11 protein-coding genes are annotated in these 10,896 nt (G+C 72.4%); 5 read left to right on the top strand and 6 right to left on the bottom strand.

What is annotated here, in order from left to right:
* Positions 1 to 2: 2 nt before the first annotated feature.
* Genes ACFZDK_RS08690 through ACFZDK_RS08670 form a run of 5 tightly spaced genes read left to right on the top strand, consistent with a single transcriptional unit; the run spans position 3 to position 5,536 of the window.
* Complete coding sequence (locus tag ACFZDK_RS08690; protein WP_390971115.1) at positions 3 to 1,178, top strand: ADP-ribosylglycohydrolase family protein; 1,176 nt, start codon at positions 3 to 5, stop codon at positions 1,176 to 1,178.
* Positions 1,166 to 2,584 carry an ADP-ribosylglycohydrolase family protein gene (locus ACFZDK_RS08685; protein ID WP_390971113.1) on the top strand — a complete coding sequence of 473 codons (1,419 nt, stop codon included), beginning with the start codon at positions 1,166 to 1,168 and terminating at the stop codon, positions 2,582 to 2,584. Before ACFZDK_RS08690 ends, ACFZDK_RS08685 begins: the two co-directional genes overlap by 13 nt.
* Positions 2,581 to 3,474: a ribokinase gene (gene rbsK, locus ACFZDK_RS08680; protein ID WP_390971110.1), complete on the top strand. Its 894-nt coding sequence runs from the start codon at positions 2,581 to 2,583 to the stop codon at positions 3,472 to 3,474. The genes ACFZDK_RS08685 and rbsK overlap by 4 nt, the downstream gene beginning before the upstream one ends.
* An 11-nt stretch (positions 3,475 to 3,485) precedes the next feature.
* Positions 3,486 to 4,694: a CoA transferase gene (locus ACFZDK_RS08675; protein WP_390971108.1), complete on the top strand. Its 1,209-nt coding sequence runs from the start codon at positions 3,486 to 3,488 to the stop codon at positions 4,692 to 4,694.
* Positions 4,691 to 5,536 carry an aldolase/citrate lyase family protein gene (locus tag ACFZDK_RS08670; RefSeq protein WP_390971106.1) on the top strand — a complete coding sequence of 282 codons (846 nt, stop codon included), beginning with the start codon at positions 4,691 to 4,693 and terminating at the stop codon, positions 5,534 to 5,536. Before ACFZDK_RS08675 ends, ACFZDK_RS08670 begins: the two co-directional genes overlap by 4 nt.
* A gap of 94 nt (positions 5,537 to 5,630) precedes the next feature.
* Here the strand turns inward: ACFZDK_RS08670 and lgt are convergent, their stop codons facing one another.
* From lgt to trpC, 6 genes are all read right to left on the bottom strand, one after another.
* Positions 5,631 to 6,623 (bottom strand): prolipoprotein diacylglyceryl transferase, encoded by a 993-nt coding sequence (gene lgt, locus ACFZDK_RS08665; RefSeq protein WP_390971104.1) that lies wholly within the window; start codon positions 6,621 to 6,623, stop codon positions 5,631 to 5,633.
* 92 nt (positions 6,624 to 6,715) lie between these two features.
* Positions 6,716 to 7,492 (bottom strand): thioredoxin domain-containing protein, encoded by a 777-nt coding sequence (locus ACFZDK_RS08660; RefSeq protein WP_390971102.1) that lies wholly within the window; start codon positions 7,490 to 7,492, stop codon positions 6,716 to 6,718.
* A gap of 104 nt (positions 7,493 to 7,596) precedes the next feature.
* Positions 7,597 to 8,415 carry a tryptophan synthase subunit alpha gene (trpA, locus tag ACFZDK_RS08655; protein WP_390971100.1) on the bottom strand — a complete coding sequence of 273 codons (819 nt, stop codon included), beginning with the start codon at positions 8,413 to 8,415 and terminating at the stop codon, positions 7,597 to 7,599.
* Entirely contained in the window at positions 8,412 to 9,695 is a 1,284-nt protein-coding gene (gene trpB / locus ACFZDK_RS08650) for a tryptophan synthase subunit beta (protein WP_390971098.1), read from the bottom strand. The genes trpA and trpB overlap by 4 nt, the downstream gene beginning before the upstream one ends.
* 70 nt (positions 9,696 to 9,765) lie before the next feature.
* Entirely contained in the window at positions 9,766 to 10,002 is a 237-nt protein-coding gene (gene trpM / locus ACFZDK_RS08645) for a tryptophan biosynthesis modulator TrpM (protein WP_390971096.1), read from the bottom strand.
* Positions 10,003 to 10,023: 21 nt separating this feature from the next.
* Positions 10,024 to 10,833, bottom strand: a complete 810-nt coding sequence (gene trpC / locus ACFZDK_RS08640; RefSeq protein ID WP_390971094.1) for an indole-3-glycerol phosphate synthase TrpC — start codon at positions 10,831 to 10,833, stop codon at positions 10,024 to 10,026.
* Between the last annotated feature and the right edge of the window lie 63 nt (positions 10,834 to 10,896).

Raw genomic sequence — 10,896 nt, 5'->3', positions numbered from 1 at the left:
GCATGACGCCCAAAGGAGAAGAAAGCGCCGGAGCTTCGCTCGACGAACGGATCACCGGAGCGCTCGTCGGAGCCGCCGTCGGGGACGCCCTCGGCGGACCCGTCGAGGGGTACTCCCCCGACCAGATCCTCGAACGCCACGGCGGCCGCGTGCACGGCGTCGTCGGCCCCTGGAACGGCGACGCCTGGCGCACCGCCCGCCCGATCGCGCCGTACCACAAGGGCGACGGCCACGTCACCGACGACACCTTGATGACCCATGCGCTGGTACGGGTGTACGACCGCGTCCGCGACCATCTCGACGCGTACGCCATCGCCGACCACCTGGTCCCCGACCTGATGACCAACCCCCGCTGGATCCCGGAGCTGGAGACGGAGACCATCCCGCTGCACCGGATCTTCCTCGCGGAGAAGTGGCTCGCGGCCCGCCTCCACTACGGCCATGTCGATCCCCGCGAGGCCGGCGTCGGCAACATCGTCAACTGCGGTGCGGCGATGTACATGGCCCCGGTCGGCCTGGTCAACTCGGCGAACCCGCGGGCCGCGTACGCCGAGGCGCTGGACGTCGCGGGCGCCCACCAGTCGTCGTACGGCAGGGAGGCGGCGGGCGTCTTCGCGGCGGCGGTGGCGGCGGCCGCGGCCCCGGGCGCGACCCCGGAGTCGGTCGTGGCCGCGGCCCTGTCCCTGGCGAAGGACGGCACGCGTACCGCGATCGAACAGGTCTGTGAAGTGGCGTCACGCCACAGCGACTTCGAGTCGGCGCTCAGGCCCCTGCGCGAGGCGGTCGCCCCCTACGACACGGTCGGCCCCGACTACCGGTCCCCCTCCCTCGGCGCCCGCCGCCCGTCCCGCCTGCACGCCATCGAGGAACTGCCCGTCGCCCTGGGCATGTTGCTGGTGGCCGACGGCGACTACCGGCAGGCGGTCCTCGGTTCCGTCAACTACGGCCGGGACTGCGACTCGATCGCGACGATGGCGGGCGCGATCGCCGGTGCGCTCGGCTCCGCCGTACCGGAGGAGTGGTCGAAGCGGGTGGCCGAGGCGAGCCGCCTCGACCTCTGGGAGCCGCCGCGCGCACTGACCGCGGTCACCAGGGAGATCTTCACGCGCGACACCGAACGCCACCGCGTCCACGCGGAGTCCTTCGCCCGCCTCGGGGGCACGGGATGCTCCGCCTGACCTGGGTCCAGCCGGAGGACCTGCTGGGGCACGAGCTGCGGCAGGCACGGCAGGACGGACGGGAGCCCTCGGCGATCGAGGCGAGGTGGCTGGCGGCGGGGGGCAGGGAAGCTCCCGCACGTGCGGGAGCTTCGCCGGACCGGGCGTCCCGCTACGTCCGCCAGCTGGCGGAGGATCTCCTCGACGAACTCGCGGATCTGCCGAGCAGGTTGAACGAGCCGACGGATCTGGACGACATCAGGGCGCTGTGTCCCGAGTGGCCGTCGTCCGGCTGCGGGCCGGTGGGGGCTGATCGCGCCCACGCGGCGGAGCCGCACATGTTCCAGCCCCGCGCCCCTGACGGGGCGCTGCCCAGCCGCGCCTACGAAGCAGCCTGGCTGGGCCGAGCCGTCGGCTGTCTGCTCGGGAAACCCGTGGAGAAGCTGCCTCTGCACGCCATCCGGGACCTCGCCCGCGCCACCGGAAACTGGCCCCTGAACCAGTACTTCACCGCGCGCGGCGTACCGGCCGAGCTGCTCTGCGCCCACCCCTGGAACCGCCGCTCCGCCGCCACCTCCCTCGTCGAGAACATCGACGGCATGCCCGAGGACGACGACCTCAACTACCCCCTCCTGAACCTCCTGCTGCTCCAGCGCCACACCAGGAACTTCACCACCGCCGACGTGGCACAGCTCTGGCTCGACGAGCTCCCCGCCGGCCGTACCTTCACCGCCGAACGCGTCGCCTACCGCAATCTCCTCTCCGGCATCGAACCCCCGCACACCGCCCGCCACCGCAACCCCTTCCGTGAATGGATCGGCGCGCTGATCCGTGCCGACGTGCACGGCTGGACCAACCCCGGCGACCCGGCCGCCGCGGCCGGGCAGGCCCACCGTGACGCCGCCCTCACGCACACCGCCAACGGCGTCTACGCGGCGATGTTCACGGCCGCCGTCATCGCCACCGCCGCCACCGGAACCCACGACGTGCACGCCTGCCTGCGCGCCGGCCGTTCCGTCATCCCGCCCCGCTCCCGCCTCGCCACCGCGATCGGCCACGCGATCCGGCTCGCCGAGACCCACGAGGACTTCGAGACGGTCGTGGACGAACTCCACCGCACCCACTCCCCCACCCACCACTGGGTGCACGCCATCCCCAACACCGCCCTGATCGCCGCCGCCCTCACCCACGCCGACGGCGACTTCACCGGCTCCGTCTGCCGTGCGGTGAGCGGCGGTTGGGACACCGACTCGAACGGAGCGACGGCCGGTTCCGTCGCCGGGCTGCTCGCGGGCGACCCCGCCGCCCTGCCCGACCGCTGGACCACCCCGCTCAAGAACCGCCTCGCCACCTCGGTCGCCGGCTTCGACGGCACCGGCTTCGACACCCTCGCCCACCTCACCCACCTGGAGGCGACCCACCCATGACCCATATCGCCGTACTGGGCAGCACGAACATGGACCTCGTCGTCTACGCCGAGCGGGCCCCGCACCTCGGCGAGACCGTGACGGGGCGGGACTTCCGTACGATCCCCGGCGGCAAGGGCGCCAACCAGGCGATCGCCGCCGCCCGCGCCGGCGCCACCGTCTCGATGATCGGCGCGGTCGGTCACGACTCCTACGGCGCCCGGCTGCGCGAGACCCTCGAACACTCCGGCGTGGACACCGACTCGCTGCGCACCATCGAGTGCCCTTCCGGCACCGCGCACATCGTCGTCGACGACCAGGGCGGCAACGCGATCGTGGTGGTCCCCGGCGCCAACGGCACCGTCGACCACCTCGCCCCCGGCGACGAGGGTGTCATCGCCTCCGCCGACCGGCTCCTCCTCCAGCTGGAGATCCCGCTGCCGGCGGTCGTGGCCGGCGCGCAGGCCGCCCGCCGGCACGGCGTGCACACCATCCTCACCCCGTCGCCCGTCCGCCCCCTCCCGCCCGAACTCCTCGGCAACATCGACCTGCTGGTGGCCAACGAGCGCGAGGCCGCCGCCCTCACCGACCGCGCCGACCCGCGCGACGCGGCCGCCGCCCTGCTCGACCTGGTGCCACAGGTCGTCGTCACCCTCGGCGCGGCCGGCAGCCTCTACCTCACCCGGGACGCCCAGCCGCTCGTCATCCCCGCGCCCCGGGTGACCGCCGTCGACTCGACGGGCGCGGGCGACACCTTCGTCGGCGCCCTCGCGGTGGCCCTGTCCGAGGAGAAACCGGTCCGGGAGGCCCTGTCCTGGGCGGCCGCCGCAGCCGCCCTCGCCGTACAGCGGGAGGGCGCGTCGACCTCGATGCCGTACCGCCCGGAGATCGAGGCGCAGTACACCGCATGAGGACGACAACCATGAGTACGAAACCCCAGCCCCAGCCCCTGCCCCTCGCCGGGCTGCGCGTTCTCGATCTCGCCACGCTCTTCGCGGGGCCGCTCGCCGCCACCCTGCTCGGCGACTTCGGTGCCGAGGTCATCAAGGTCGAGCACCCCGGCAAGCCCGATCCCTCCCGGGGCCACGGCCCGGCCAAGCAGGGCGTCGGCCTGTGGTGGAAGCTGCTCGGCCGCAACAAGCGCGCCATCACCCTCGACCTGTCCAAGCGCGGCGGCCGTGCCACCCTGCTCCGGCTCGCCGCCACCGCCGACGTCATCGTCGAGAACTTCCGCCCGGGCACCCTGGAGAAGTGGGACCTCGGCTGGGAGGAGCTCTCCGCCGCCAACCCCCGCCTGGTCCTGACCCGGGTCACCGCCTTCGGCCAGTTCGGGCCCTACGCCCACCGCCCCGGCTTCGGCACCCTCGCGGAGGCGATGAGCGGCTTCGCGGCGATCACCGGCGAACCGGACGCACCCCCGGTGCTGCCGCCGTTCGGTCTCGCCGACTCCATCGCGGCACTGGCGACCGCGTACGCCGTCATGACCGCGCTCGCCGCCCGGGACCGCACCGGCGAGGGGCAGGTCGTCGACATGGCGATCATCGAGCCGATCCTGACCGTCCTCGGCCCCCAGCCCATCTGGTACGACCAGCTCGGCTACGTCCAGGAGCGCACCGGCAACCGGTCCGCCAACAACGCCCCGCGCAACACCTACCGCACGGCGGACGGGGACTGGGTCGCCGTCTCCACCTCGGCCCAGTCGATCGCGGAACGCGTGCTGCGGCTGGTCGGGCGCCCGGAGCTGATCGACGAGCCGTGGTTCGCGACCGGCGTCGGCCGGGCCGCGCACGCCGACGTCCTCGACGCGGCCGTCGGCGACTGGGTCGCCGTCCGCTCCCGTGCCGAGGTGCTGGCCGAGTTCGAGAAGGCGGAGGCGGCGGTGGCCCCCATCCAGGACGTACGGGACGTCATGGAAGACCCGCAGTACCAGGCGCTGGACACGATCACCACGGTCGCCGACCCCGAACTGGGCCCCCTGCGCATGCAGAACGTCCTCTTCCGGCTCTCGGCGACCCCCGGCGCGATCCGCTGGACCGGCCGCCCGCACGGCGCCGACACGGACGAGGTCCTCACCGAACTGGGCCTGACCGAGGCCCAGCGGCAGGCGCTGCGCGCGGAGGGCGCCGTATGACCACCTGCCGTAGGACCACCGAGACCACCGCCCCCTTCCCCCTGACCTGGCTGTACGTCCCCGGTGACCGGCCGCACGTGGTCGCCAAGGCGCTGGTCTCCGGCGCGGACGTGGTGGTGATCGACCTGGAGGACGCGGTCGCCCCCGACCGCAAGGACTGCGCCCGCGCCGCCACCGCCGACCTCCTCACCCACCCGCAGCCGGTCCCGGTCCACGTCCGGATCAACGGTCTCGACACCTCCTGGGCACAGACCGACATCCAGGCCCTGCTCGGCCTCCCCGGCCTCGACGGGCTGCGGCTGCCCAAGGTGACCAGCCCCGACGACATCCGCCACCTCGCCGACCGGACCGCCGCCCTGCCCCTCTACGCCCTCCTCGAATCGGCCCTCGGCATCGAGCACGCCTACGCCATCGCCACCGCCCACCCCGCCCTCCGCGGCATCTCCCTCGGCGAGGCGGACCTCCGGGCCGACCTGGGCGTACGGGACGACCTCGGCCTCGACTGGTGCCGCTCCCGGATCGTGGTCGCCGCCCGGGCCGCGGGGCTCGCCCCGCCGCCCCAGTCGGTCCACCCCGACACCCGCGACCTGGGCGGCCTGGCCGCCTCCTGCGCCCACGGCCGCGCCCTGGGCTTCCTGGGCCGCGCCGCCATCCATCCCCGCCAGCTCCCGATCATCGAACGGGCCTACCTCCCCACCGAGGCGGAAGTGGAACAGGCCGAGACCATCATCAAGGCAGCCACCACCGAACAGGGCGCCCAGGCCCTCCCCGACGGCAGCTTCATCGACGCGGCGGTGGTGGCCACGGCCCGCAGAACCCTCTCCCTGCTCAACCGCCGGTGATCTCGCGGTGCCGGACTCGCCTCGGCCCGGCGGCCCGCGTGCGAAGAGGGCGCCCGGTCGGTCCCGGGCGCCCTCTTCGTCGTATCGCGGCAGGTCAGCTCTTCTTGGTCCCCGACCCGGCCTCGTCCTTGACCTCGTCGGTCTCGTCGGCCTCGTCGCCCTTGGCTACGGGTTCGTCCTCGGAGGCCTCCGCCTCGGGAGCCTCCTTGGCCTCGACGGCCTCGGTCTCACCGTCGGCCGCACTGTCACCGTCAGTCTCACCGTCGGCGGCGCCCGGCTCGACCACCGTCTCCCGGCCCGGCCGCTTCTTCGCGGAGAGCACCATGTACAGCACGGCGAGCAGGAACACGATCATCGCGGTCCAGTCGTTGAGCCGCAGACCGAGGATGTGGTGGGCGTCGTCGACGCGCATGTACTCGATCCAGCCGCGGCCCACGCAGTACGCGGCGACGTACAGCGCGAACGCCCGCCCGTGCCCCAGCGTGAAGCGCCGGTCGGCCCAGATGACGAGGAAGGCGACGCCGATGCACCACAGCGACTCGTACAGGAAGGTCGGGTGGTAGTAGCCCGGGACCCGGCCGCCCTCGGAGGAGGTGATGTGCAGAGCCCACGGAAGGTGCGTCTCGCGGCCGTACAGCTCCTGGTTGAACCAGTTCCCCCAGCGACCGCACGCCTGGGCCAGGGCGATGCCGGGGGCGATGGCGTCGGCGTACGCCGGGAGCGGGATGCCCCGGCGCCGGCAGCCGATCCAGGCGCCGACCGCGCCGAGCGCGATCGCGCCCCAGATACCGAGGCCGCCCTGCCAGACCTTGAACGCGTCGACCCAGTCACGGCCCTCGCTGAAGTACAGCTCGTAGTCCGTGATCACGTGGTAGAGACGCCCGCCGACCAGGCCGAACGGTACGGCCCAGACGGCGATGTCGGCCACGGTGCCGGCCCGCCCGCCCCGGGCGATCCAGCGTTTGTTTCCGAGCCAGACGGCTACGAAGACACCGATGATGATGCAGAACGCGTAGCCGCGCAGCGGAATGGGACCGAGGTGGATCACTCCGCGCGAAGGGCTGGGAATGTAGGCAAGTGTTTCCATGGCAGGGTCGACGCTACCGTGCCGGACCGGGCCCACGGCAACCAGCCCGGCTACGGCTCCATAACAGGGGCGTGAGAAACGCTTACCGCCGCCTACCCCTTGTTCGCGTCCTCGACCAGCTGCTTCAGCTTGGCCGGGGTCATCGTCTGGTCCTGGTAGATGTTCTTGCCGTCGAGCAGCACGGTCGGGGTGCCGCCGAACTTGCCGGCCTGGAAGGCCTGGTTGGACTTGACGACCCAGGCGTTGTGCGTGCCGTCGTTGACACACTTCTCGAACGCCGGCGTGACCAGGCCGTCGACCTTGCCGGCCAGCTCGATCAGCTTGGCATCGCTGGCGAACGCGTCGTCGGTCTCCTTCGGCTGGTTCTCGTACAGCACGTCGTGGAAGTCGCGGAACTTGCCCGCGTCCTGGGCGCAGGCCGCCGCGTTGGCCGCGTGCCGGGAGCCGCTGCCGCCGAGGTTGCCGTCGATCAGCGTGGCCAGGTGGTACTCGATCCTGAGCTTGCCGGAGTCGACCAGCTCGTGGAGCGTCGGACGGTACGCCGCCTCGAAGGCCTGGCAGGCCGGGCAGCGGAAGTCCTCCCAGATGGTGAGCGTCGCCTTGGCGTCGTCCTTGCCGACCGGGATCGCGAGGCTGTCCTTGCCCTGCGCGCCCGAGGGCGCCACGACCGGGCCGGAGCTCTCACTGTTCTTGTCCTTGCCCGCGTTCGCGGCGACGATGCCGATCACCGCCGCCAGGCCCAGGACGCAGACGACGCTCGCGCCGACGATCAGCGCGCGCCGTCGCCGCTCCGAGGCCTTCTGCTTCTCGCGCTCGGCCGCCAGCCGCTCGCGGGCCATCCGCTTTCCGTCACGATTCTTCTCGCTCACACCCCCCAGAACGAACCGGGGAGGCGCACCGCGCCTCCCCGGTCCCAGGTCCACCCGTTCGAGTGACCGAATGTTCTGTTGTGTCCGGCGATACCCTGGTGGGTCTACGCCTGTCCGCGCACGCCCTTCGCCAGGTCCCCGGCCAGCTCGCGCACGGCCGCCACACCGGCCGCGTGGTCCGGCGCTTCCAGCATCCGCTTCACGAAGGCCGACCCGACGATCACCCCGTCGGCGAACCCGGCGACCTCGGCGGCCTGGGCCGCGTCGGAGACGCCGAGGCCGACGCAGACGGGCAGCTCGGTGCCGGTGCCCCGGGTGCGCTCGACCAGGTTCTGGGCCTGCGCGCCGACCGATTCACGCGTACCGGTGACCCCCATCAGGGACGCCGCGTAGACGAAACCGCTGCCCGCCGCCGTGATCTTGGCGAGCCGCTCGTCCTTGCTGCTCGGCGCCACGACGAAGACCGTCGCCAGGCCGTGCTTCTCGGCGTGCTCCCGCCACAGCGCCGACTCCTGGACCGGCAGGTCGGGCAGGATGCAGCCCGCGCCGCCCGCCTCGGCCAGCTCGGCGGTGAAGCGCTCGACGCCGTAGCGGTCGATGGGGTTCCAGTACGTCATGACGAGGATCGGCCTGCCGGTGGCCTCGTAGGCCTCCTTGACCGTGCGCATGACGTCCGCGATCTTGACGCCGCCGCGCAGGGCGATGTCGTCGGCGGTCTGGATGACCGGGCCGTCCAGGACCGGGTCGCTGTGCGGCAGTCCGACCTCGACGACGTCCGCGCCGCCGTCCAGGACGGCCTTGATGGCCTCGATGCCGCCGTCGACGGTCGGGAACCCGGCCGGGAGGTAGGCGATGAGCGCGGCGCGGCCCTCGGCCCTGGCACCGGCGAGGGTGCCGTTCAGCAGCTGAATGTTCCCGCTCACTTGGCGTCCCCCTCGATCTCGGCGGTGGCGGTGGCGTCGGCGGCCACCTCGGCGTCGGTGTCGTACAGCCCGAAGTAGCGCGCGGCGGTGTCCATGTCCTTGTCGCCACGCCCTGACAGGTTGACGACGATCAGCCCGTCCTTGCCGAGCTCCCTGCCGACCTCCAGGGCGCCGGCGAGGGCGTGGGCGCTCTCGATGGCCGGGATGATGCCCTCGGTGCGGGAGAGCAGGCGCAGGGCCTGCATGGCCGCGTCGTCGGTGACCGCGCGGTACTCGCCGCGGCCGGAGTCCTTGAGGTAGGAGTGCTCCGGGCCGATGCCGGGGTAGTCCAGACCGGCCGAGATCGAGTACGGCTCGGTGATCTGGCCCTCGTCGTCCTGGAGGACGTAGGACCGGGAGCCGTGCAGGATGCCGGGCTCGCCGGCGGTGAGGGTGGCCGCGTGCTCGCCGGTCTCGATGCCGTGCCCCGCGGGCTCGCAGCCGATGAGGCGGACGCCCGCGTCGGGGATGAAGGCGTGGAAGAGGCCGATGGCGTTGGAGCCGCCGCCGACGCAGGCGATCGCCGCGTCGGGGAGGCGCCCCGCGCGCTCCAGGATCTGACGGCGGGCCTCGACGCCGATCACCCGGTGGAAGTCGCGGACCATGGCCGGGAAGGGGTGCGGGCCTGCGACCGTACCGAAGAGGTAGTGGGTGTGGTCGACGTTCGCCACCCAGTCGCGGAACGCCTCGTTGATGGCGTCCTTGAGCGTACGGCTGCCCGACTTCACGGCGATGACCTCGGCGCCGAGCATGCGCATCCGGGCCACGTTCAGGGCCTGGCGCTGGGTGTCGATCTCGCCCATGTAGATGGTGCAGTCGAGGCCGAACAGCGCGCAGGCGGTGGCGGTGGCGACGCCGTGCTGGCCGGCGCCGGTCTCCGCGATCACCCGGGTCTTGCCCATGCGCTTGGTGAGCAGGGCCTGACCGAGCACGTTGTTGATCTTGTGCGAGCCGGTGTGGTTCAGGTCCTCGCGCTTGAGGAAGATCCGGGCACCGCCGGCTTCCGCGCCGAACCGGGGGACCTCGGTGAGCGCCGACGGGCGGCCCGTGTAGTTGAGGAGCAGGTCGTCGAGTTCGCGGGCGAACTCGGGGTCGTGCTTGGCCTTGTCGTACTCGACGGCGACCTCGTCCACGGCGGCGACGAGGGCCTCCGGGATGAACTTGCCGCCGAATGCGCCGAAGTAGCCCTCGACGCTGGGCACCTGGCCGGTGGGGTCAGGGAAGAAGAAATCGCTGGGCATGCCAGAACCTCACGGTGAGTGCGTGTGAAAAGACACTATTCGCCGTGGGGGCGGAGTCCGTCGTACGACCTCAGGCCGTGTGTGGCTGGTCGCGCTCACGCGACGAAGTCGCATGATCAGATACGGCCCCGCGCCCCTGAGGGGCGCGCTGCCATCGACGGCCGTTCACCTGTCCCGGTTCGTCACCGATGACGTAGCGCACGCGGCGGCCGTGGATTCGGCGGGCCGGGGCGCGGCAACCGCGGGGCCGGCAGCCGCGCGCGAGGCGGGCGTACCGGTCCACTGTCGTCGTCACCGTGAGAGTCATCGGGGTCAGCCTAGCGGGTGATCAGGGGCGGCCGTGCCGGAGTGCGGGGTGTTCGCCCGCCGCGACCAGGTCGGCCACCGCGGACTTGGGGTCGCGGCCGGTGACCAGGGACTCGCCGACCAGGACCGCGTCGGCGCCGGCGTTGGCGTAGGCGATCAGGTCGTGCGGGCCGCGGACGCCGGACTCGGCGACCTTGACGATGTGGTCGGGGATCTCCGGGGCGATCCGCTCGAAGGTGGTGCGGTCGACCTCCAGGGTCTTCAGGTTGCGCGCGTTGACGCCGATGATCTTGGCACCGGCGTCCACCGCGCGCTCGATCTCGTCCTCGTCGTGGACCTCCACGAGCGGGGTGAGGCCGATCGACTCGGCGCGCTCGATCAGCGACTCCAGGGCCGGCTGGTCGAGGGCGGCGACGATCAGCAGCGCGAGGTCGGCGCCGTACGCGCGGGCCTCCCACAGCTGGTACGACGTGACGATGAAGTCCTTGCGCAGCACCGGGATGTCCACCCGGGCCCGGACCGCCTCCAGGTCGGCCAGCGAGCCGCCGAAGCGGCGCTGCTCGGTCAGGACCGAGATGACGGCCGCGCCGCCCGCCTCGTAGTCCGCGGCGAGCCCGGCCGGGTCGGCGATCGCGGCCAGCGCGCCCTTGGACGGGCTGGAGCGCTTGACCTCACAGATGACCTTGACGCCCTCACCGCGCAGCGCGGCCACGCCGTCCTTGGCGGCGGGCGCCTTCGCCGCGCGCTCCTTGAGCTCGTCGAGGCTGACGCGCGCCTGCCGTTCCGCGAGGTCGGCACGGACTCCGTCGATGATCTCGTCGAGCACACTCACGCGAGCGGCCCCCTTCCGGACGGTTCTTTCCAGCGGTCACATCCCATGGGTTCGAAAACTCAT

Source organism: Streptomyces sp. NPDC007901, assembly GCF_042959465.1.
In the GTDB taxonomy this organism is placed as follows: domain Bacteria; phylum Actinomycetota; class Actinomycetes; order Streptomycetales; family Streptomycetaceae; genus Streptomyces.
The sequence above is the reverse complement of the archived record's forward strand: the minus strand, read 5'-3'. Positions and strand labels throughout refer to the sequence as shown.

Coding starts and splice junctions, on each gene's coding strand:
- ACFZDK_RS08690 (WP_390971115.1), top strand. CDS start 3: ATGACGCCCAAAGGAGAAGAAAGCGCCGGAGCTTCGCTCGACGAACGG.
- ACFZDK_RS08685 (WP_390971113.1), top strand. CDS start 1,166: ATGCTCCGCCTGACCTGGGTCCAGCCGGAGGACCTGCTGGGGCACGAG.
- rbsK (WP_390971110.1), top strand. CDS start 2,581: ATGACCCATATCGCCGTACTGGGCAGCACGAACATGGACCTCGTCGTC.
- ACFZDK_RS08675 (WP_390971108.1), top strand. CDS start 3,486: ATGAGTACGAAACCCCAGCCCCAGCCCCTGCCCCTCGCCGGGCTGCGC.
- ACFZDK_RS08670 (WP_390971106.1), top strand. CDS start 4,691: ATGACCACCTGCCGTAGGACCACCGAGACCACCGCCCCCTTCCCCCTG.
- lgt (WP_390971104.1), bottom strand. CDS start 6,623: ATGGAAACACTTGCCTACATTCCCAGCCCTTCGCGCGGAGTGATCCAC.
- trpB (WP_390971098.1), bottom strand. CDS start 9,695: ATGCCCAGCGATTTCTTCTTCCCTGACCCCACCGGCCAGGTGCCCAGC.
- trpM (WP_390971096.1), bottom strand. CDS start 10,002: ATGACTCTCACGGTGACGACGACAGTGGACCGGTACGCCCGCCTCGCG.